We start from the raw sequence: 20,403 nt of genomic DNA on the forward strand, positions 1-20,403 counted from the left end.
TGACACCCGGACGCGGGCGGGGGAAGGGCCCGGCGCGTCCCGAGGGACGCGCCGGGCACCCGGTCAGGTCAGCTTGTTCTTGACCGCCTTGGCCTTGCCCTTCGCGGTGCCCTTGGCGTCCTGCAGCGGGGCGTAGGTGCCGTAGAGGGCCGGGTCGGGCTTCGGCGCGGTGCCGGGGCCGCCGAGGGGCTCGGGGTCCATCAGGTACTCGATGCCCGCGTCGGTGGTCCAGCTGCTGCCCTTGGCGCCGTCGGGGCCGTCGGACAGGTGCCAGATCGTGTGGTTGTGGGTCTGGTCCTCTTCGTCGAGGAGGGCGTTGGGCGCGATTTCCTCTTCGAGCCCGTCAGCCTTCAGTTCTTCGATCGCGGCCAGCCACTGCTTCTGGTGCACGGTGTCGCGGGCGAGGTTGAACTTGAGCATCGCCTTGACGCCGGGGTCGTCGGTCATGTTGTAGAGGCGGGCGGTTTGCAGGCGGCCTTGGGCTTCAGCGGCGGCGTTGGCGCGGAAGTCGGCGAGCAGGTTGCCGGAGGCGACGATGTAGCGGCCGCTCCAGGGGTAGCCGTTGCTGTCGGCTGGGAGTGCCCCGCCGCCGGCGACGATGGCCTGCTGGACATCCATGCCGCCGAGCGTGGCCGCCATGACCGGGTCTTTGGCGGCCTCGGCGGTCATGGTGGCGGGAGCGCCTTCGAGCAGGCGCGCGACCATGGTGGCGAGCATTTCGACGTGCCCGATCTCTTCGGTCGCGGTGTCCATGAGGAGGTCTTTGTACTTGCCTTCGATGCGGCAGTTCCAGCCCTGGAACAGGTACTGCATCGTCACGCTCATCTCGCCGAACGCGCCACCGATCAGTTCCTGCAGCTTGTGGGCGTAGACGGCATCGGGCTTTTCGGGCTTGGCTTCGAACTGGAGCAGCTTGGTGTGACGGAACACGCGTGGTTCCCCTTCGTCGGCGCCGGTGGTTCCCGGGGCGGAACCGGTGGCCGGAAGCCACCGCATTCCCGGGCGCCGGGGCGATAACCACGGAAACGCCGATTTCCCCGGAGAGGGGCGTTCGTCATCGGGTGAAGATGCGGGCCTCGTCGTCGGCTGCCCGCAGTTCCCGTTCCGCCGCCACCGCGTCGCCAACGCCGCCGCGGCGGAGCAGCGCTTCGGCCTGGCGGCGCCGGGAAAACACCACCGCCGGCCAGTGCGACAGCGCCAGGTTGTGGTGGACCGCCGCGCGCAGGTGGGCCACCGCGCGGTCCAGGTCGCCCGTTGTCAGCGCCGCCGTGCCGAGCGGGTAGTGGACCGACCCGAAGCACGCGATCGCCAGGCTCGCCATCGCCGGCAGCTGGGCGAACGGGCGCAGCAGCTCGGAAACCCGCGTCGCCGTCTCCGCGTCCGACAGCAAGTAAGCGGTTTCCGCCGCGCCGCACAGGGAAACGAGGAACGTGCTCGACCGGGGCAACGCCCCCAGGTCGTCGCCGCATAGGCGGGCCAGCGCGCCCGCGGCCGTCCGGCGATCGCCCGCCGAGGCCGCCGCCACCGCCAGCGCCGCGTAGTACGAATTGTCCCGAGCGCTGAGCGTGGGGGAGTGCATCAGCCCGTCCAGCACCGGGACCAGGTCCCCGAGCCGGCCCTGGAACCACCGGATCGCCACCAGCTGCGCGCCGTACCAGCCCAGCGCGTCGACGTCGCCCGCCGCCTGCCCGAGCTCCGCGCACGCCTGGGCGCCCTGCTCGGCCTCGTGGAACCGGCCGGCCCGGATCGCGAGCATCACCTTCACGGCGTCGGCGACGAACCCGGCCGCCAGGTGCTTGCGGGCGGCCAGCAGGTCGTCGAGCTCGCCGAGCATCCGCTCCGCGTGCGGGTCGCCGGCCAGGAACTGGTCGACCGTCTCCCACAGCACGCCCATCACGAGGTCGGTGCGCCGCCCGGACCGGGTGCTCACCCCGACCAGTTCGGTCGCGAGCCGGTGCCGCACGGCGGTGTCGTCCGGGCCCAGCAGGCAGTGGTGGGCGATGCTCAGCGCCTCGGCGTGCGCGACCGGGTCGTCACCCGCCCGGGTCCGCTCCAGCACGGCCAGGATCTTCTCGTGCGTCCCGGCTTCGTAGTCCTCTTCGCCGGCGAGCCGGGTCCGGAGCCGCTGGGCCAGGGGCGCCGCCGGGTCGAGGCGGTCCAGCGCGTACCGCAGCCGCGTGCGCAGCAACGCCGACGTGGCGGCCGTCCGGTGCTCGTGCACCCACACCCCGCCGAGGCCGAGCGCCGCGCGAGCGAGCGTGTCGGTGTCGCCGGCCTGCTCGGCGCGGCGGTAGGCGACGTCGAACTGTTCGCGGCTGGTACGCAGGTCGCCGTCCTCCAGCAGGGCGTGCTCGCCGGCGGCCAGCGCGTCGTCCGGGACGGTCGCCACGGCCCCGGACCGGACCGCGAGCAGTCCCGGGTCGTGCGCCAGGACCTGCCGGTGCACCTGGGCCAGCACCGGCGACGGCTCCACCCCGGACGCGGTGATCAGCCCGTGCCGGGCCCGGCGGAACGCTTCCAGGGCGTCACCTTGGCGCCCGGCGCGGTAGAGCGCCGTCATCAGCTGCGCCCACAGCCGTTCGTGCCCGGGGAACGCGGCGGTCAGCGCCTCCAGTTCGGCGATCAACCCGGTGTCCTCGCCGGTGGCGAGGTCGGCGTCGATCCGGTCCTGGACGGCGTTGTGGCGCAACCGGTCCAGCCGCATCCCTTCGGCCTTCAGGGTTTCGACGTCGTCGAACTCCTCGTACGCGTTCCCGCGCCACAGGGCCAAAGCGCCGGCCAGGTACTCGCGGGCGACGTCGGGTTCGCCGGCCGCGAGCGCCCGGCGTCCTTCCGCGGCGAGCTGCTCGAAGCGCGCCGAGTCGAGCGCCTCCGGTGCGACGTGCAGGACGTAACCCGGCGCGCGGGTCAGGATCAGCCGCGGGTCCACGGACCCGCGCAGCCGCGAGAGGTACGTCCGGACGGTCCGGTCCGCGTTGCCGGGCGGCCGCTCGCCCCACAGCGCGCGGCCGAGCGCGGGGACGCTCACGACGTGACCCGCCTCCGCCGCCAGCACCGCCAGCAGGGTCCGCAGGCGCGGCCCGCCGACGTCCCGGGGTGCGCCGCTGATCCGGACCTCGAACGGTCCCAGCACTCCGAGGTCCACTCCGCCGGTGGTGTTCCCGACCATCCCACCCCTCCGCCGCGGACGCGTCCGCGCTCAGGCGTACAGGAGCGTGGTGGGGGGCGCGAGATACGTCGACAGGAAGGAAAAGCGGCGTCGGTGAACTGTCGACTACCGGCCGGGGTTTCCCGGCGGCCGGCTCACTCGCCGGGCCCCAGGGCCGCACCCGGAACGATCGCGGGCCCAGGCTCTTTCAGTTCGACGAAAAAGGCGTGTGTGGGCGTGTCACCGACGTTCTCGCCGGAGTGTTCCTGCGCCGCCACCCAGCGCGCCTCGCCGGCGGAAAGGTCGACGCGCACCTCGCGACCGCCCGCGAAAATGCGGCGGCTGAAGGAGCCGAGTGTGACCATCACGGTGTCCGGGTGCCGGTGCGGCGCGGTCCGGTCGCCGGGCCGGTCGCGGTATTCGAGGACCCGCACCCGGTCGTTCTCGAGGACGACGCGGTAGAGCTCGGGGTTCGTTTCGGCCGGATCGGCGGTCATGGCAGCCTCCTTTATGGGACTTGAGTACCATGATGGCATGGAAGTGCCATATGAGTCCACGGGCCGGCGCCGGCAGAAGTGCCGGACCCGGGCGGCGCTGGTGTCCGCCGCCCACGAACTCCTGGCGCGCGGAGCCGCCCCGACGGTCGAGGACGCCGCGGCGGAGGCGGGGATTTCGCGCACGACGGCTTACCGGTACTTCCCGAACCAGCGGGCTCTGCTGCTGGCGGCGTACCCGGAGATCGACGCCGGCGCGGGCTTGCTCCCACCGGACGCGCCCACCGACCTCGCCGCGCGGCTGGACCTGGTGATGCGCGAGTTCATCGGGTTCACGGTGCGCTGGGAACCCCAGCTGCGCACCCAGCTGCGGCTGTCGCTGGAACCGGGAGCGGAGCAGCCGGTGCTCCGCGGCGGCCGGGCGATCCGGTGGATCGAGGAGGCGCTGGAGCCGCTTGCCGAGACCCATCCCGAGGTGGACGTGCACGGCCTGGCGGTGGCGATACGCTCGGCGACGGGGATCGAGTCGCTGGTGTGGTTGACGGACATCGGCGGCCTGGATCGCGAGCGGGCGGCAGAGGTGCTGGCGGCCTCGGCGCGGGCGATCTTCCGCGCCGCGCTCGGTCCGGCGGCGTGAGGGGAGGCCGGTGCGGCCAACGCAGGTCGAGGCCGGTGCGGCTCAAGCGGCCCCGGCGATCTTCGGCGCTGCCTTCGGTCGCGGCGAACCGGAGCGCAGGCCGGGGCCGCGCGAGCCATCCCGCGCGGCCCCTCACTGGCCCTACGTGATCGGCACCGTCGCCGTGCAGGGCGTCGAGCCGTTGTCGAACTTCACCGACGCCGTTCCCCGTGCCGTCGCCGGGATCGCGAGTCCCGCCGGCAGGCTCTGCGTTCCGTTCGTCGCCGGCCCCGCCCACGTGTAGACCGCGTGCGTGCCCAACCCGTCCACGTACGAGATCCGCAGCGTCTGCGTGCCCGAGTCGCCGATGTACGGCCCCGACGTCGTGTACGAGCCGAGCGGGTGGTGGTAGCCGCCGGTGGTCTCGTAGCGCAGCGTGAACGTCCCGGCGAACGCGCCGGCGTGGCAGGTGCTCGTGACCTGCTTGACCGTCGCCGCCTGGGCCGGGGTCGCCAGCGCCGTGATCAGGATTGCGGCCGCCACCACTGTCTTCATGGGTTCTTCCTCTCGTTCCCCGCCATCCTGCCGTGGCCGGCTTCCGTCGCGCTTCCGCTCAAAGGGCGGTGCGGACGAGCAGGACCGGGCACGCCGCGTGGTGCAGCAGCGCCTGCCCGGTCGAGCCGAGCAGCAGCCCGGGGAAACCGCCGCGGCCGCGGTCGCCGACGACGATCAGCTGGGCGGCCCCGCTGCGGTCGATCAGCTCGCGTCGCGGGTGGGCGTGGACGACGACCTGCTCGACGGCGACGTCACCGGTGTCGTGGTCGTGCAGCCGTTCGCCGAGCAGCCGCCGCCCGGCGTCGTCGACGCACCGCGGGTCCGGCCGCGGCGGCGGCGTGTCCGCCCAGGCGTGCAGGACGACCAGCGGCGCGCGGCGGGCCCGGGCTTCGGCGACGGCCGCCGCGAGCACCCGCGTCCCGGCTTCGCTGCCGTCGATCCCGGTCACCACCGGACGGTCGCTCGCGCCGGGCTCGTCCCAGCTATCCCCGCGGACGACGACGGTGTCGCAGCGGGCGTGCGTCCCGAGCGCGGTGGCGACCGAGCCCGCGAGCAGGCCGGCGAGCCGTCCGTGTCCGGCGGAGCCGACGACGAGCAGCGAGGCGCCCCGCGACGCTTCGATCAGCGTCTGGGCGGCCCGGTCGGGGTCGAGCCGGGTGCCGGCGCCCGGAACCCCTTGCGCGGCCGCGAGTTCCCGCGCGGTCCGCAACGCCCGCCGGCCCCGGGCCCGCAGCGCGTCGATCATTTCTTCGGGCGGCGGGACGACCCCGCCCGCGAGCAGCGCGGGGACGTCGAGGGCGTGCACGATTTCGAGGGGCGCGTCCCGCAGGCAGGCGGTCCGCGCGGCCCACCGGACGGCGTCCAGGGATTCGGCCGACCCGTCCACCCCGGTGACGATCGGCGGCGCGGCTGCAGCGGTCATCCGCCGACTGTATGCCCGAGGAAGGGGCGGGCGGGCCCGATCAGCCGAGCCGGCCGGGGCGGGGGCCGAGGGTGCGGCGGGCGGACCCGCTGAGCGAACCCAGCTCCAGCACCGCGAACCTAGCCGGCGCGACCGGTCCGGGCGCCCAGCCCGGCCCGTTCAGCCGAGCCGGCCGGGGCGGGGGCCGAGGATGCGGCGGGCCGAGTAGCTGGGCGAGCCCGGTTGCGGCGCGGCGAACCCGGCCAGCGCCACCGGTCCGATCAGCCGAGCCGGTCGGCAGGGGAGCCCAGGGTGCGGCGGTCCGATCAGCCGAGCAAACCCAGCTCCAGCACGGCGAACCCGGCCAGCGCGACCGGTCCGGGCGCCATCGGCATCGCCAGGTCGATCAGCCGAGCCGGCGCCACCAACCGCGGGTGCGAGCGCCGCGATCGTGCCGGGCGCCCGGCACGGCCCGGCCCGTTCAGCCGAGCCCACCGGCGCGGGAGCCGAGGGTGCGCCGGGCGGACCAGCCGAGCAAACCCAGCTCCAGCACCGCGAACCCACCCAGCACCACCGGCCCGGACGCCACCAGCATCGCCAGCCCGATCAGCAGCACCGGCACCACCAACCCCGCGTACGCCGCGAGGAACAACGCGGCCAGCACCTCGCCCCGGCTGAAGTCGTCCGCCAAAGCCGCGACCGTGCCGACCGCCGCGCGGAAGCCCAGGCCGAAGCCCGCTCCCGCGAGCGCGCTCGCCGCGAAGAACAGCGGCACCGTCCCCGCGAACACCAGCAGCACCAGCCCGGTGCCCATCAGCGCATACCCCGCTCGCAGCTGGACCGTCGTGCGCAAGCGCGCCAGCCCGATCTGGGCGACGGCCGCGCTGCCCAGCATCGTGAACGGCGCCAGTCCGGCGAGCAGGCGGGACGGCTCGTGCAGCTCGTGCGCCAGCAGAGTCGGGGCGAGTGCCATGAACAGCCCGCTGAGCGCGAACGCCGCGAACGCGCCGGTCGCCGCCCCGGCGAACCCGGACCGGGCCGAGGGTGGCAGGGACAGCCGCTGCGGCCGGTAGGCCGGGCGCTCCTCCCGGCGTTCGACGGTCTCCGGCACCAGGCTCACCACGGCCGCCTCGGCGAGCAGGACCACCAGGAACACCGCGAACGGCGTGTGCAGCGGCTGACCCGCGAACCGCGCGAACAGCCCGCCGGCCAGGGGACCCAGGGCCAGACCACCGGCGTTGACGACCGTCGCGGCGAGGCCGGCCCGCGCCCGCGGGCGCAGCTCGGACAGGTGCGCGGTGGCGGTCGCGGTGATCGCGCCGATCCCCGCGCCGCTCAGCAGCCGCGCGACGATCAGGCCGGGCACCTCCGGCCACAGCAGGAACACCGCCGCCGACAGCGCCTCGGCCAGCAGTCCCGCGACGAGCACCCGACGGCGGCCGAGCCAGTCGCTGACGTGGCCGGCCAGGTACAGGCTCAGCATCACGCCGACCGCGTACGCGGCGAAGACGACGGTGACGAGGAACGCCGGGAACCCGTCCCGTTGCTGGTAAAGCGCGTACAGCGGCGTCGGGACGGTGGAGAACGCCAGCGCCGTCGCGAACGCGACCGCGACGACGCGGAACCCCCAGCCGTGGCTCATCCGGAGCCGGGCGGGGGAAAGGGTGACGGACATCGGGACCTTCCGGGAGGCGGGGGATCTTCCGCCCTCCACGATGGGCCCGCCGACTCAGCAAGTCCAACGAAAAGTCCTGGTCCGAGTTATCGGTACGATCGATGAATGGAGACGCGTCAGCTCGAGTACTTCGTCGCGGTGGCCGAGGAACTCAGCTTCACCCGGGCCGCCCAGCGGATGTTCGCGGTCCAGTCGACCGTGTCCGCTGCCGTGCGCGCCCTGGAGACCGAACTCGGCACCAAGCTGTTCGACCGGTCCACCCGCCGTGTCGCGCTGTCGGCGGCCGGCGCGGCGTTCCTGCCCGAGGCGAAGACCGCGATCGAGGCCGTCGAACGCGCCCGCGCGACCGTCCAAGAGGCTTCGGAGGGGGTGCGCGGCAGCCTGCGGATCGGCACGCTCACCTCGATCGGCGGGGTGGACCTGCCCGGGCTGCTCGGGGCGTTCCACCGGCGGCACCCGCGCGTGGACATCCACGTGACGGTGTCGCTCACCGGCTCGACCGGGCTGGCCGAAGAGGTCCGCCAGGGCCGGCTCGACGTCGCGGTGGTGGGCCTGCCCGAAGCCGACCTCGCCGGGCTCGATGTCCTGCGCGTCGACACCCGGCCGTTCGTCGTGCTGCTGCCGGAAACCCACCGGCTGGCGGGCCGGCGCGCGGTGCGGCTCGCCGACCTGGCGGGCGAGTCCTTCGTCGACACCCCGCGCGGCTTCGGCAACCGGGTCGCCCTGGACCGCGCGTTCGACGCGCTCGGGTCGCCGCGGCGGGTCACCGTCGAGGTCGCCGACCTGCGGACCGTCCCCGGGTACGTCGCGGCCGGGCTGGGTGTCGCGGTCGTGCCGGACCTTCCCGCGCCCGACGGGCCGGGTGTCGTCGTGGTGCCGCTCGCCGGCGCCGGCCTGGACTGGCCGCTCAACGTCGTCACCTCGGCCGCGAAGCCGCCGAGCCGCGCGTTGCGGACGCTGCTCGATCTCCTCGCCGCCAATATTTGAACGCGTTCAAATCCTTCGGTACGGTGGGGTCCGTGAAGGTCGTGATACCCGGCGGGACCGGGCACCTGGGGCGCGTGCTGAGCCGCGCGTTCACCGCACGCGGCGACGAGGTCGTCGTGCTCACCCGGCGGGACGCCGCACCGGAGCCGGGCGTGCGCCACGTCCGCTGGGACGCGCGCGCCGCCGGGCCGTGGGCCGCCGAGCTCGACGGCAGCGACGTCGTGCTCAACCTGGCCGGCCGGTCGGTGCACTGCCGCTACACCCGGGCGAACCTGCGGGAGATGTGGACCTCGCGGATCGACTCGGCGCGGGTCGTCGGCGGCGCGATCGAACGCGCCGCGCGGCCGCCGCGGGTCTGGCTGCAGATGAGCACGGCGACGATCTACGCGCACCGCTTCGACGCCCCGAACGACGAGACCACCGGCGTCCTCGGCGGTGGCGAGCCGGGCGTGCCCGCGTACTGGGCCTACAGCGTCGACCTCGCCCGGTCGTGGGAGCGCGAGCAGGCGGCGGCCGGCACCCCGCGCACGCGCAAGGTCGCGCTGCGCACGGCGATGGTGATGAGCCCCGAGCCCGGCGGCGCGTTCGCGATGCTGCTGCGGCTGACCCGCCTCGGCCTCGGCGGCCCGGTCGCGGGCGGCGCGCAGTACCTGTCGTGGATCCACGAGGGCGACCTCGTCCGGGCGATCGACTTCCTCATCGCCCGGGACGACGTGAGCGGGCCGGTCAACCTCGCGGCCCCGGAACCATTGCCGTACCGCGACTTCATGCGCGCTCTGCGCGCGGCGGCGGGGGTCCCGTTCGGGCTCCCGGCGACGAAGTGGCTGGCGGAGCTCGGCGCGTTCGCGCTGCGCTCGGACACCGAACTGCTGCTCAAAAGCCGCCGGGTGGTGCCGGGCCGCTTGCGAGACGCGGGCTTCGCCTTCGAGCACCCGGACTGGCCGGCCGCGGCGGAAGACCTGATCCGCCGGGTAAGTCCGTGAATGGCACATTCACGGACTTAGCGTCCGTGAATGTGCCATTCACGGACTTACGGCGCTATTGTCCCGCAGCCTCCTCAGCATCAGCGCGAGGTGCAGCCGGAACCGGCCGGCGGGGGAGTCGACCTCGAACCCGAGGACGGCTTCGGCGCGGGCCAGCCGGGCCGGCATCGTGCTGTGGTGGCGGTGCAGCACCGCCGCGGCCTTGCGGGCCGACCCGGTGGCGCACAACGCGTCGAGCGCCGACAGCGTGTCCGCGCCGTGGGGTTCGGCCGCGAGCCGGTCGAGGGCGCGGACGTCCGGCAGGTCGTGCAGGTCCGTGTCGCCGAGCAGCGAACCGAGCGCGCCGAGGCTGCCCAGCCGCTCCCACCACACCACCGGCTCGGTGTCCGAAGTGAACCGCAGCGCGGTCCGGGCCGCCGCCCAGGACCGCGCCGCGTCGAGGGCGGGCAGCTCCGGGCCGATGCCCGCCCGGCCGCCGTCTCCGAACGCCGCGGGGACCGCCTCGGCCAGGATCGCGCGCACGCCGCCCAGCTGGGCCGATCGCCCCGCGAGCCCGTCGACGCCGGTGCCCGCCAGCACGCGCAGCCGGGCCGAGGGCGCGATCCCGAGCAGGTGCAGCGCCCGCGACCGCTCGGCCGCGCCCGCGTCGCCGGACAGCACCAGTTCGACGAGCGCCGGGTCGCCGAGCTCGGGACGCGGAACGCCGTTCTGCTCCAGGAGGACCGCGGTCGCGATCGCGAACCGTTCGAGCAGCATGTCGTCGAGCGGGACCGGCGCGCCCGCGCGGGCCACCCACACCTCGACGCCGCCCTCGAGCCGGCGGACGGCCGCCCCGGCGGGGGCCGTGCCGGGCGGCGCGACGGCCCCGCCCGGGTCCGCCCGCAGCGACATCCCCTGACCCGGCGCGTGGACGCCGACCGGGCAGCCGGCGAGGTCGGCCGTGCTGCGCACGAGCGCGTCCAGCCCGGCCCGGCCGGTGATCAGGCGGTCGAAGAACCCGATCACCCGCACGGCGTTCTCGGCGTCGGCGTCGAGCCCGGACAGCCGCAGCAGCAGCCCCTTCATGCCGTCACGATAGGCGCGCCCGCCGCCGGATGGCGAGGTCCGCACCCGCAACGCCCGCCGCGTGGCGGTGGCCGCGACCGTGTCCCGCGGCCGAAGATCGGTCCCATGACCTACGCGATCGATCCCGAGCTGCTGCCCTGGCTGGACATGCTGCCGGGCGTGACCCTGACCGACTACGACGCCCTGGTCGCCGCGCGCTCCTCGATGAGCGAACTGGGCGACGTCCTGCCGGCCTACGAGCCGGTGCACCCCGTCGACGTCCGCGACACGACCGTGCCCGGGCCGTCCGACGCGCCGGAGGTCCCGGTGCGCGTCTACTCCCCGGCGAACCGCACGGGCGAGGTGCCCGGCCTGCTGTACATCCACGGCGGCGGGTTCGTCCTCGGTGACCTGGACATGTTCCACGCGCCGCTGCTCCGGCTGGTCGACGAGCTCGGCATCGTGATCGTGTCGGTCGACTACCGGCTGGCCCCCGAGCACCCGTTCCCGGCGCCGGTCGAGGACTGCTACGCGGCCCTGCAGTGGGTCGAGGCCAAGGCGGCGGAGCTGCGCATCGACCCGGCCCGGCTCGGCGTGGCCGGCGAAAGCGCGGGCGGCGGCCTCTCGGCGGCGGTGGCGCTGCTGGCGCGCGACCGCGGCGGCCCGGCGCTGTGCTTCCAGTACCTCGGCATCCCGGAGCTGGACGACCGCCTCGGCACCCCGTCGATGACGGCCTACACCGACACGCCGCTGTGGAACCGGCCGAACGCGATCTACAGCTGGACCAGCTACCTCGGCGCGGAACCCGGCGGCGACGACGTCTCGCCGTACGCGGCCCCGGCCCGCGCGGCGGACCTGGCCGGGCTGCCGCCCGCGTTCGTCACGACGTGCCAGTTCGACCCGTTGCGGGACGAGGGGATCGAGTACGCCCGGCGCCTCGCGCACGCCGGCGTGGCGACCGAGCTGCGGCACTACCCGGGCACGTTCCACGGCTCCGGCATGGTGGAGACGGCGGCGATCTCGCGCCGGATGTTCGCCGACGAGGTCGACGCCCTGCGCCGCGGCCTGCGCGTCTAGCGCGTCGTGGGCGATCATGGGGGCTCCCGTGGAAGGAGCCGCCGTGACATCGGTCGGACTGCTGCACCCCGGCGCGATGGGCGCCGCCGTCGGGGCCGTGCTCACCCGCGCCGGGACCCCGGTCTCCTGGGTTTCGGCCGGGCGCGGCCCCGCGACGCGCCGTCGTGCCGAAGAAGCCGGGCTGACCGAGGTGCCGGACGTCGCCGCGCTGGCCGGGTGCGATGTCGTGCTCAGCGTCTGCCCGCCCGCCCACGCGCTCGACGTCGCGCGGTCCGTCGCGGCCACCGGGTTCGCCGGCGTCTACCTCGACGCGAACGCCATCAGCCCCCGGCACGCCGAGGAGGTCGAAGCGCTCTTCGGCGGGACGGCGACCGTCGCCGACGGCGGGCTCGTCGGGCCGCCCCCGCGGTCGGCCGGGACCACCCGGCTCTACCTGTCGGGACCCGAAGCCGCCGTCACGCCGCTGGCGCGCTTGTTCGAAGGCACGTACTTGAAGCCGGTCGTCCTCGACGGGCCGGTCGGCCGCGCGTCGGCGCTCAAGCTCTCCTTCGCCGCCTACAACAAGCTCACCTTCGCCCTCGCCGCCCAGTCGTACGCGCTGGCCGAACACCACGGCGTCGGCGACGAGCTGCGGGAGCTCGCCGCCGACGTGCTGCCGGCCACGCCGCTGGGCGCGCCCGCCGGAATCGCCTCCGCCGCCGGGCGGGCATGGCGGTGGGAGGGCGAGATGGCCGAAATCGCGGAAGCGTGCGCCGCCGCCGGGTTGTCCCCGGCGCTGCTCGACGCCGTGCGCGAGCTGTTCGGGCACTGGCGCGAGCACCGCGACGACGACGGCGTCACGCTCCCGCGGTTGCTTCAGGCGCTGGTCACCCCGCCGGGGTGACGTCGATCAGCACCTTCCCGGTCGCGCCCTCCTCGGACGCGATGTGTGCCTTCGCGGTGTCCGCCAAGGGGAAGCGGTGCACCGGCACCCCGCGGTCCTCGCCGAGCCGCAGCGCGCCGTCGGCCAGCGCCGCCGTGACGTCTTCGGCGCCGGCCCGCAGCTTGTCCGCGCCGACCGTGTAGAGCACGAGGAACTGGTAGCGCGTGTTGAGCCACAGGTTCGCGCCGAAGTCCAGGCTGAGGGTCGCCCCGCCACGGTCGTTGCCGTAGACCGCGACCGTGCCGCGCGGGCGCAGGACCTCGGTGTGCAGCTTCGCGTTGACCGCGGCCGCGACCTCGACGACCAGGTCGACGCCGTCCGGCGCGACCTCGCGGATCCGGGCGGCCAGTTCGGGATCGGGGTAGCGCAGCACGTGCTGGGCGCCGGCCGCGCGGGCGAGAGCGGCCTTCTCGTCGCTGCTGACCGTGGCGATCACCGTGGCACCGGCCCAGCGGCCGAGCTGGATGGTGGCGTTGCCGACCGCGCCGGCGCCGCCGCTGACCAGCACCGTCCGGCCGTCCAGGGCGCCGGGTGCGAGCCGGCTGGGCCCGTCTTCGGCGACCGTCAGCGCCCGGTGCGCGGTCAGGCCCGGGACGCCGAACCCGGCGCCGTCGTCGAACCGCGCGGTCTCGGGCAGCGGGACCACCTGCGAGGCGGGCAGGACGGTGTACTCCTGCGCGGTGCCGGCCTCGGGCCCGTGGGTGCCGGCGAGGACCAGCCACACGCGGTCGCCGGGGGAGAGGCCGGTGACGTCCGGGCCCACCGCGTCGACGACGCCGGCACCGTCCTGGTTGGGCACGGTGTCCGGCGTTTCGGTCCCCGCCTCGGCGCCGCGGCCGGCCCGGGCCTTCCAGTCGGTGGGGTTGACCGCGGACACGACGACCCGGACGCGGACCTCGCCGGGCCCGGGGTCGGAGACGGCCCGCTCGGACAGCGACAGTACCTCGGGTCCGCCGTGGCGGCGGTAGACGACTGCTTTCATGCCCGGTGCAATCCCGCCGCCCGCCGGGTTATTCCCGGGCACCCGGAAATGGACGGAGGTGGAATCCGCGGCCATTGTTCGGCTGTTCGCGGAAGAAGAAGGAGCTTATCCGCCGTCGTCGCCGGTGCGCAGGGAACCGATCATGCCCCGCAGGATCCGGAACGCCGCCGCCTGGTCGGCCCCGGTCATCCCGGCCAGCATCCGGACCTCGACGGCCCGGACCGCCGCGCTCGCCTTCTCCAGGCTCCGCCGCCCGCGGGGCGTGAGCCGCGTGGGAAGCACCTTGCCGACCGGCGCCGCCGCGGGCCTGCTCACGTAGCCGTCCCGCTCCAGGTTCTGCAGCAGCACGTTCATCGTCTGCCGGGTCACGAACGCGCCCCGCGCGAGCTCGGAGTTCGACAAGCCCGGCCGTTGCGCCAGCAGCTCGAGGCAGGAGTAGTGCGTGACGCTCATCCCGAGCGGCCGCAGCACCTCCTCCATGGCCGCGCGCAGGGCGCTCGACGCCTCTTTCAGCAGGTAGCCCAGGGACGTCTTCAGGTCGACGCCGAGGTCGTCTCGACTCATGTCAGGATTCTGACACACGATGCCCGGGGGCGGCAGATCGCACCGCCGGCGGGAAATGCCGAAAACGGGTTTCGCGTAGGTGATCCCCCGGCCGGGCGATTTTCGGTGTTGCCCGCGCGAAATCGGCCGCCGTCGCAGAAACTGGGCGCGTGGGAGAGGAAAAGCGCGGCTCGGGGGACCAGCGGCCGCAGCGCGACGACGGTGAACCGACGCCGATTTTCGACGCCGTGTTCAGTGCCACCCGCGCGCGGGCCGAAACGACGAATCCGCCGGGCGAGCCGGACGAAGCGAGACGCTGACCTGTGGCACTTTGTTCGACGTTCGCAGTGAACATGTAGCATGTCGGACACCCGTGCACCTGCGGTCGAGGAGTGGAACGTGGCAGGCGTCGTCAACAGCATGATCGCCGCGGAGCACGCGGCGGGCGCCACGATTTCGGAGCTGGCCGAGCGCTGGGGCATCGACCCCCGCCAGGTCCTCGAGCGCCTTTCGGCGGCCGCGCGCTGAACCGGCGGTCCACACCGGACCGCCGCCGCGGGCGAAACCCCGCGGCGGCCCGCCGGCTCAGATCGCGCGTTCTCCCTTGCCCAGCACCACGATCCCGCCCTCGCTCACGTGGTAGTGCCCGCGGTCGCGAGCCAGGTCGACGCCGATGTGCGCCCCCGGCGGCACCACGACGTTCTTGTCGAGGATCGCCCGCCGCACCACCGCGCCGCGGCCCACCCGGGCGCCGTCCAGCAGCACCGAGCCCTGCACCACCGCGCCGTGCTCCACCAGCACGTCCGGCGACAGCACCGAGTCCACCACCTGCGCGCCCGAGATGATGCAGCCGTTGCTGACGATCGACTGGTTCGCCGAGCCGCCCTCGACGAACTTCGCCGCCGCGCGCTGGCCCGGGTGGGCCAGGATCGGCCACTTGCGGTTGTACAGGTTGAAGATCGGGTGCGTCGAAATCAGATCGGTGTGCGCGTCGTAGTAGCTGTCGATCGTCCCGACGTCGCGCCAGTAGCCGTGGTCGCGCTCGGTTTCGCCGGGCACCACGTTGCCGTTGAAGTCGTACACCGCCGCTTCGCCCGACTTCACCAGCGCCGGGATGATGTCCCGGCCCATGTCGTGGTGGGACGCCGCGTTCTCGGCGTCCGCGTGCAGCGCCTCGAGCATCACCTTCGTCGTGAAGATGTAGTTGCCCATCGACACGTACGACTCCTCGGGGGAGTCCGGCAGGCCCGGCGGGTCGTCGGGCTTCTCCATGAACGCGTCGATCATCAGCCCGTCGGTGGTCCGGATGACGCCGAACGAGCTCGCCTCCGCCCGCGGCACCCGGATCCCGGCCACCGTCACCCCGGCGCCCGAGGAGATGTGGGACTCCAGCATCTGCCGGGGGTCCATCCGGTAGATGTTGTCCGCGCCGAACACCGCGATGTACTCGGGGTCCTCGTCGTAGACCAGGTTGAGGCTCTGGTGGATGGCGTCGGCGCTGCCCTGGTACCAGCGCGGGCCCAGCCGCTGCTGCGCCGGCACCGGCGTCACGTATTCGCCGGTCAGCGAGGACAGCCGCCACGTCGTCGAGATGTGCCGGTCGAGCGAGTGCGACTTGTACTGCGTCAGCACGCACAGCCGCCGGAACCCGCCGTGCACCATGTTCGACAGCACGAAGTCGACCAGGCGGTGCACACCGCCGAAGGGCACGGCCGGTTTCGCGCGGTCGGCGGTCAGCGGCATCAGCCGCTTGCCCTCGCCGCCCGCGAGCACGATGCCCAGCACGTCGGCTCCAGTGTTCACGACGACCTCCCGCACGCCTCGTAGAGGGCGACCGTCCGCTCGGCGATCGCCTTCCAGCCGAACTCGCCGACCGCGCGCTCGCGGCCGGCGGTACCCATCGCGGCGGCCCGGTCCGGGGAGCCGACCACTTCGTTCAGCGCGGCGGCCAGGCCCGCCTCGAACCCTTGCGCGTCCTGTTCGTCGTAGTGCACGAGCAGCCCGGTGCGGCCGGCGTCGACGACCTCCGGGATGCCGCCGACGTCGCTGGCCACCACCGGCGTGCCGCAGGCCATCGCCTCCAGGTTCACGATGCCGAGCGGCTCGTAGACCGACGGGCACGCGAACACCGCGGCGTGGGTCAGCAGCTGCACGACCTCGTTCCGCGGCAGCATCTCCGGGATCCACCGGACGCCGGTGCGGGTCTTCTCCAGGTCGGCGACCAGCCCGCGGAACTCGGCGTCGAGTTCGGGGGTGTCCGCGCCGCCCGCGCACAGCACCAGCTGGACGCCGGGGTCGAGCGACGCGCCCGCGCGCACGAGGTGCGGCACGCCCTTCTGGCGGGTGATCCGGCCGACGAACAGCACGTACGGCCGGTTCGGGTCGATGCCGTGCTTCGCCAGCGCGTCGGTCGCGGTGTCGGGGCGGTAGAGCGCGGTGTCGATGCCGTTGTGGATCACGTGCACCCGCTCGGGCGGCACCGCCGGGTAGGCGGCGAGGACGTCGCGGCGCATGCCGCCGCTGACCGCGACGATCGCGTCCGCCGACTCGTAGGCCTCGCGCTCGATCCACGACGAGACGCGGTAGCCGCCGCCCAGCTGTTCGGCCTTCCACGGCCGCAGCGGTTCGAGCGAGTGCGCGGTGACGACGTGCGGGATGCCGTGCGTCAGCTTCGCCAGGTGCCCGGCCAGGTTCGCGTACCAGGTGTGGCTGTGCGCGAGGTCGTGGCCTTCGAGGGCGTTCGCCATGGACACGGCGATGTCCATGGTCGTGAACGCGGGCTGGCGGTAGCCGTGGGGATCGGTGTGCCCGGTCGCGTCGGGGCGGTCCGCGCCCCAGCAGTGCACGTCGAGGTCGACCAGCGGCCGCAACTCCCGGGCGAGGAACTCCACGTGAACTCCGGCGCCGCCGTAGACCTCCGGCGGGTATTCCCGGGTGAGCAGGCCGACCTTCATGACCGGAACCCTATGGCCTTCCCGGCCTGTGGCGCAGTCTGGCGTCCAGGGGAATCTTCGGAGTTTTCCGTCACTGCTCAGATGAGCGCGAAGATCAGGGTTCGCGGGTCAGCGTGAAGTGGCCGGTGCCCTTGGCCGCGGACCGGACCTGCCAGCTGTCCGGTCCGGTCGCCGGGCCCGTCGCGTAGACGAGCCGGTAGTCCGGCTTGCGCGGCGCCGCGGACCGGTCGAGCCAGTGGTAGTTGACCCGCAGCGCCAGGCTCATCAGCGGGTTCGCCGTCGCGATCCGCTTTTCGACGAGCGCGACCGCCTGGCCGCGGTCGGAGAACTCGTCGAGGATCGCGCACTCGCAGAAGTAGGCGAGGGTGCCGATCTCGCCGGGACTGGCCACGGCGGCCCCGCCGAGCCGGGCGCCGAGCTCCGTGCCGACGCGCGCGTAGTCCGGGGCGCTCGCCCAGTTCCCGAAGATCACCGGCGACTTCCACGGCACGCCCTGCGCGGCGTCGACCGCGGCCCCGGCCAGCACCAGGACGCCGGTGAGCCCGAGCGCGAGCGCCGGGGGAGCACCGCGCAGCGCCGGCCGCTCGCGGGCCTGTCCGAGCCAGGCGCCGAAGGCGGCGACCGCGAAAGCGCTCGCCGCGGTCACCGGGGCCACGTAGTACCAGTGGAACGGCCCGACCCCGAGCAGCGAATACGCGACGTAGTAGAGGATCCCGCCGCCGGCCAGCGCGGCGACCGGGCCCAGGGCGGGGAACTGCGGCCAGCGGACGCCGAAGCGCGCGGCCGCCCAGCCCGCCAGCGCGACCACGCCGAGCAGCGCGGGCACGAACGACACGAGCACGGTGACCGGCCAGCCGACGTAGTACATGACCGGCCCGGTGCTGTAGGTCCACGGCGCGAACAGCCCGGCCTGCAGCTGCTTGATCACCAGCGTGTCCGGGACGAACGACCCGAAGGCGACCCAGCTGACGACGAACCAGGGCGCCGCGGTCAGCACGGCCACCCCGGCGACGGGCAGCAGGCGCCGCCGGATCGCGGGCGCGCTCACCGCGATCACCACGACGAACAGCACGAGGTCCAGGCGCGTCAGGACGGTGAGCCCGGCGGTCACGCCGAAGAGCAGCGGCCGCGCTTCGACCGCGAAGACGGTCAGCACCAGCAGTACGGCGGGGATCAGCAGGACTTCCAGGCCGATCGCGGACAGCACGAACGGGTTCAGCAGCACCAGCGCGACCCCGAGCACGCCGGCGGCGGCCGGCAGCGCGAACGCCCGGCCGAGGCGCAGCCACGCCCAGCCGAGCGCGGCGCCGCAGAGCACGGTCAGGATCCCGAGCGCGACCACCGGGTGCGGGCCGCCCGTCACCCGCGTCACCAGGGTCAGCGCGGCGAGGAGCAGGACGTTCAGCGGCGACGTCGCCGAGTTCGCCGGCGAGCCCGGGATGAGGCCCCACTCGCCGTGCACGGCGAGGTTCTTGGCGTAGGCGAGGGTGATGTAGCCGTCGTCGGTGAGGCTGCCGCGCACCACCAGGAAGACGACGGCGCCCAGCACCGCCCCGAAGACGGGCAGCCACCGGGGCGCGGTCGTGGTCTTCGCGTCCGTTTCCGCCAGCACCTGCCCACCTCGCGGAACCACCGCCCGCTGTCCGACTGCCATGGCCCGGCACCGTAACGACGGCGTATTACCGGGCTGCTACACCCGGATCACGTCCGCCGGACCCGCCGGGGTTCACCTGATCGTGTCATGGCCCGGCGGGGTCCGCAGTGTGGTCCACAGTGGACGCGGTCAGGGCGTGCGGCGGCGGATGGTGACCAGGACGAGGGCGGTGCCGCCGGTCAGGAGCAGGGCGCCGAGGCCCAGCAGCGGGCCGGCGTCGGTGCCGGTGTCCGGCAGGCCGGTGCCGCCGCCCGGGGTGGTGGTCGGTGCTGGGGCCGGGGTGGTCGAACTCGTCGGGTTCGCCGGGCTCGTCGAGGTGCGGGTCGAGGTGGACGTTTCGGTCGACGTCTCCGTCGAGGTGGCCGGGCCTGTCGTCGTGGACGGTGCGGTGGTCGAGGGCTCGGCCGTGGTGGCCGGGGTCGTGGTCGTGGGTGTCGTGGTGGCGGGGGCCGTCGTGGTCGGGCTGGTGGTCGTGGGTGCGGTGGTGGTCGGTGTGGTCGTGGCCGGGCTCGTGGTGGTCGTCGGCGCCGTCGTGGTCGTGGGGCCGGCCGTCGTGGTGACCGTCGTCGGCGTGGTGGTGGTCGTCTTGGTGGTGGTCGTGGTCGGGTCGGGCTTGCCGTGGCACGACGGCAGGTCGCCGACGAACGGGTACGCGTGGAACTCCTGCCCGCTGCCCTGGCCGGAACCCGAGCCGTGGACGAGGTCGCCCGCGGTGAAGAAGCGGCCGTTCGTGCCCGGCAGCGTCACGGTCGTCGTCCCGGCCGGGTTGCCCACGAGCACGCTGCCCTGGAACATGCCGCTGCCGGTGAGGGCCGTCGTGCTCGCGTCCGGGAAGTTCCACAGCAGGCGCGGCCGCAGCTTGTTGAGCTGGTCGTTGTCATCGAGCGTGCCGCTGTAGGTGTTGATCGTCCGGACGCGGCCGGTGAGGTTGACCAGCACCGTCGCGCCTTCGGGGATGCCTTCGAACGCGATGCCCTGCGTGCTGCCGCCCGGCCCGGCGATGTCGGCGTCGATCGTGAAGATCTGCAGCTTGGACTTGCCGTCGCCGGTGAAGAGCGTCTGGTACCCCTGGTTCTTCGCGGTCCCGGTGGTCGCGGCCCGCGCGTAGCACTTGCTCGCCGCCTCGAGCCGGCCCCGCAGCCCGGCGTACGGCTGCAGCGCGGCGGGGTCGTGGACGAGCTTGCCGATCACGGTGCCGGTGACCGACCCGGCGTGGCGGACGACCCCGCCCGCCGAGTCGCCGACGGCGTCGAGCCGCTGCCCCTCGGCGACGGTGACGTCCTTGCCGACGGTCAGGTAGTCGGCTCCGTCCGGTGGCGGAACGCGGGAGCCGACCCCGGCGACACCGACGTTGTAGATCGACGAACCGGACGTCTTCCGCAGCGTGAAGTCCCCGCCGACGACCACGCGGCCCTCCGCCTCGGCCGCGCTGCCGGTCACGCGCATGTCGCCGCCGACGTAGAGGTTGACCCCGTTGTCGCGGCCGGCGAACGGGCCGTTGCCGACCGGCGGGTGGACGGTCGGGCACGTGCCGGGCACGCACGGGCCGAGGCCGTCGGGCAGCGGATCGGCGTGCGCGGTCCGGCCGAGTGGCACCGAGAGGGCCACGAGCCCGCAGGCCGCCAGCGCCGCCAGGGCGGCATGGGTCACGCGCACGGGACCTCCCCTGTCCACTGTGGACTCTCCGTCGCGGACGATAGCGGCCGGTCAGCGCGGTCGCCCGGCGATCCACCCGATCGGGGAGGGTGTCCCCGGGCGACAAACTTGAGTGGATTGTTGTCAAGTTTGCCGGGGTGTTCCGCGCCGATCGGCGCGGAAGCCACAGTGGACGGACCTGCGCCGATGAAATCCCGGTGAACCGCAACTTC

General features: G+C 73.9%; 20 protein-coding genes. 7 read left to right on the plus strand and 13 right to left on the minus strand.

All coding sequences use genetic code 11. The features are described 5' to 3' along the window. Window positions 1–63: 63 nt before the first annotated feature. The 3 genes from BLV96_RS04080 to BLV96_RS04090 form a co-directional block, all read right to left on the minus strand. Entirely contained in the window at window positions 64–930 is an 867-nt protein-coding gene (locus BLV96_RS04080) for a manganese catalase (protein ID WP_086680973.1), read from the minus strand. Window positions 931–1,054: 124 nt separating this feature from the next. Further along, window positions 1,055–3,169 (minus strand): AfsR/SARP family transcriptional regulator, encoded by a 2,115-nt coding sequence (locus BLV96_RS04085; RefSeq protein WP_086680962.1) that lies wholly within the window; start codon window positions 3,167–3,169, stop codon window positions 1,055–1,057. Between the two features lie 134 nt (window positions 3,170–3,303). Beyond that, complete coding sequence (locus BLV96_RS04090) at window positions 3,304–3,645, minus strand: cupin domain-containing protein (RefSeq protein WP_086673427.1); 342 nt, start codon at window positions 3,643–3,645, stop codon at window positions 3,304–3,306. A 37-nt stretch (window positions 3,646–3,682) separates the two neighbouring features. On the opposite strand from BLV96_RS04090, the gene BLV96_RS04095 reads away from it, so the two are divergent. Then, a complete protein-coding gene (locus BLV96_RS04095) occupies window positions 3,683–4,279 on the plus strand; it encodes a TetR/AcrR family transcriptional regulator (RefSeq protein ID WP_086673428.1) in 597 nt (198 codons plus the stop codon). A gap of 141 nt (window positions 4,280–4,420) precedes the next feature. On the opposite strand, the gene BLV96_RS04100 is transcribed toward BLV96_RS04095, so the two are convergent. The 3 genes from BLV96_RS04100 to BLV96_RS04110 form a co-directional block, all read right to left on the minus strand. Beyond that, the gene (locus tag BLV96_RS04100) at window positions 4,421–4,813 is read right to left on the minus strand and encodes a hypothetical protein (protein ID WP_086673430.1); all 393 of its coding nucleotides are present in this window, start codon (window positions 4,811–4,813) and stop codon (window positions 4,421–4,423) included. Window positions 4,814–4,871: 58 nt separating this feature from the next. Further along, window positions 4,872–5,735 carry a universal stress protein gene (locus BLV96_RS04105; RefSeq protein WP_091388744.1) on the minus strand — a complete coding sequence of 288 codons (864 nt, stop codon included), beginning with the start codon at window positions 5,733–5,735 and terminating at the stop codon, window positions 4,872–4,874. 460 nt (window positions 5,736–6,195) lie between these two features. Beyond that, window positions 6,196–7,389: an MFS transporter gene (locus BLV96_RS04110; RefSeq protein ID WP_086680088.1), complete on the minus strand. Its 1,194-nt coding sequence runs from the start codon at window positions 7,387–7,389 to the stop codon at window positions 6,196–6,198. 105 nt (window positions 7,390–7,494) lie between these two features. On the opposite strand from BLV96_RS04110, the gene BLV96_RS04115 reads away from it, so the two are divergent. Both BLV96_RS04115 and BLV96_RS04120 read left to right on the plus strand, forming a co-directional pair. After that, on the plus strand, window positions 7,495–8,376 hold the full coding sequence (locus BLV96_RS04115) for a LysR family transcriptional regulator (RefSeq protein WP_086680086.1): 882 nt from the start codon (window positions 7,495–7,497) through the stop codon (window positions 8,374–8,376). Between the two features lie 32 nt (window positions 8,377–8,408). Beyond that, complete coding sequence (locus BLV96_RS04120; protein ID WP_086680084.1) at window positions 8,409–9,359, plus strand: TIGR01777 family oxidoreductase; 951 nt, start codon at window positions 8,409–8,411, stop codon at window positions 9,357–9,359. A 39-nt stretch (window positions 9,360–9,398) separates the two neighbouring features. Here BLV96_RS04120 and BLV96_RS04125 read toward each other — a convergent pair whose 3' ends face one another. After that, window positions 9,399–10,424, minus strand: a complete 1,026-nt coding sequence (locus tag BLV96_RS04125) for a PucR family transcriptional regulator (RefSeq protein ID WP_086680082.1) — start codon at window positions 10,422–10,424, stop codon at window positions 9,399–9,401. Between the two features lie 105 nt (window positions 10,425–10,529). Between BLV96_RS04125 and BLV96_RS04130 the strand changes: the two genes are divergently transcribed. Together BLV96_RS04130 and BLV96_RS04135 are read left to right on the plus strand one after the other, a co-directional pair. Continuing rightward, window positions 10,530–11,480: an alpha/beta hydrolase gene (locus BLV96_RS04130; protein WP_086680080.1), complete on the plus strand. Its 951-nt coding sequence runs from the start codon at window positions 10,530–10,532 to the stop codon at window positions 11,478–11,480. 43 nt (window positions 11,481–11,523) lie between these two features. Beyond that, a complete protein-coding gene (locus tag BLV96_RS04135; protein WP_158104202.1) occupies window positions 11,524–12,363 on the plus strand; it encodes a DUF1932 domain-containing protein in 840 nt (279 codons plus the stop codon). On the opposite strand, the gene BLV96_RS04140 is transcribed toward BLV96_RS04135, so the two are convergent. Then, window positions 12,347–13,384 carry an NADPH:quinone reductase gene (locus tag BLV96_RS04140; protein ID WP_086680076.1) on the minus strand — a complete coding sequence of 346 codons (1,038 nt, stop codon included), beginning with the start codon at window positions 13,382–13,384 and terminating at the stop codon, window positions 12,347–12,349. The genes BLV96_RS04135 and BLV96_RS04140 overlap by 17 nt on opposite strands. A 105-nt stretch (window positions 13,385–13,489) precedes the next feature. Continuing rightward, the gene (locus tag BLV96_RS04145) at window positions 13,490–13,948 is read right to left on the minus strand and encodes a MarR family winged helix-turn-helix transcriptional regulator (RefSeq protein WP_091388746.1); all 459 of its coding nucleotides are present in this window, start codon (window positions 13,946–13,948) and stop codon (window positions 13,490–13,492) included. A 149-nt stretch (window positions 13,949–14,097) separates the two neighbouring features. Between BLV96_RS04145 and BLV96_RS49680 the strand changes: the two genes are divergently transcribed. After that, window positions 14,098–14,247, plus strand: a complete 150-nt coding sequence (locus BLV96_RS49680) for a hypothetical protein (RefSeq protein WP_167379523.1) — start codon at window positions 14,098–14,100, stop codon at window positions 14,245–14,247. Window positions 14,248–14,326: 79 nt separating this feature from the next. Beyond that, window positions 14,327–14,455, plus strand: a complete 129-nt coding sequence (locus tag BLV96_RS51180) for a hypothetical protein (RefSeq protein WP_279627520.1) — start codon at window positions 14,327–14,329, stop codon at window positions 14,453–14,455. Between the two features lie 57 nt (window positions 14,456–14,512). On the opposite strand, the gene glgC is transcribed toward BLV96_RS51180, so the two are convergent. The 4 genes from glgC to BLV96_RS04165 all read right to left on the minus strand — a co-directional run bounded on the left by glgC (window position 14,513) and on the right by BLV96_RS04165 (window position 20,191). Further along, window positions 14,513–15,730: a glucose-1-phosphate adenylyltransferase gene (gene glgC / locus BLV96_RS04150; RefSeq protein WP_167379524.1), complete on the minus strand. Its 1,218-nt coding sequence runs from the start codon at window positions 15,728–15,730 to the stop codon at window positions 14,513–14,515. Further along, the gene (gene glgA, locus BLV96_RS04155) at window positions 15,727–16,881 is read right to left on the minus strand and encodes a glycogen synthase (RefSeq protein ID WP_086684124.1); all 1,155 of its coding nucleotides are present in this window, start codon (window positions 16,879–16,881) and stop codon (window positions 15,727–15,729) included. The genes glgC and glgA overlap by 4 nt, the downstream gene beginning before the upstream one ends. 94 nt (window positions 16,882–16,975) lie before the next feature. Further along, window positions 16,976–18,493: a glycosyltransferase family protein gene (locus tag BLV96_RS04160; protein ID WP_244180033.1), complete on the minus strand. Its 1,518-nt coding sequence runs from the start codon at window positions 18,491–18,493 to the stop codon at window positions 16,976–16,978. 171 nt (window positions 18,494–18,664) lie between these two features. Then, window positions 18,665–20,191 (minus strand): choice-of-anchor A family protein, encoded by a 1,527-nt coding sequence (locus tag BLV96_RS04165; protein WP_244180034.1) that lies wholly within the window; start codon window positions 20,189–20,191, stop codon window positions 18,665–18,667. Between the last annotated feature and the right edge of the window lie 212 nt (window positions 20,192–20,403).

Source organism: Amycolatopsis pretoriensis, from assembly GCF_900107925.1.
GTDB classification, from domain to species: domain Bacteria; phylum Actinomycetota; class Actinomycetes; order Mycobacteriales; family Pseudonocardiaceae; genus Amycolatopsis; species Amycolatopsis pretoriensis.

Coding starts and splice junctions, on each gene's coding strand:
- BLV96_RS04110 (WP_086680088.1), bottom strand. CDS start 7,389: ATGTCCGTCACCCTTTCCCCCGCCCGGCTCCGGATGAGCCACGGCTGG.
- BLV96_RS04105 (WP_091388744.1), bottom strand. CDS start 5,735: ATGACCGCTGCAGCCGCGCCGCCGATCGTCACCGGGGTGGACGGGTCG.
- BLV96_RS04090 (WP_086673427.1), bottom strand. CDS start 3,645: ATGACCGCCGATCCGGCCGAAACGAACCCCGAGCTCTACCGCGTCGTC.
- BLV96_RS04145 (WP_091388746.1), bottom strand. CDS start 13,948: ATGAGTCGAGACGACCTCGGCGTCGACCTGAAGACGTCCCTGGGCTAC.
- BLV96_RS04140 (WP_086680076.1), bottom strand. CDS start 13,384: ATGAAAGCAGTCGTCTACCGCCGCCACGGCGGACCCGAGGTACTGTCG.
- BLV96_RS04125 (WP_086680082.1), bottom strand. CDS start 10,424: ATGAAGGGGCTGCTGCTGCGGCTGTCCGGGCTCGACGCCGACGCCGAG.
- BLV96_RS04095 (WP_086673428.1), top strand. CDS start 3,683: ATGGAAGTGCCATATGAGTCCACGGGCCGGCGCCGGCAGAAGTGCCGG.
- BLV96_RS04130 (WP_086680080.1), top strand. CDS start 10,530: ATGACCTACGCGATCGATCCCGAGCTGCTGCCCTGGCTGGACATGCTG.
- BLV96_RS04085 (WP_086680962.1), bottom strand. CDS start 3,169: ATGGTCGGGAACACCACCGGCGGAGTGGACCTCGGAGTGCTGGGACCG.
- glgA (WP_086684124.1), bottom strand. CDS start 16,881: ATGAAGGTCGGCCTGCTCACCCGGGAATACCCGCCGGAGGTCTACGGC.
- BLV96_RS04100 (WP_086673430.1), bottom strand. CDS start 4,813: ATGAAGACAGTGGTGGCGGCCGCAATCCTGATCACGGCGCTGGCGACC.
- BLV96_RS04115 (WP_086680086.1), top strand. CDS start 7,495: ATGGAGACGCGTCAGCTCGAGTACTTCGTCGCGGTGGCCGAGGAACTC.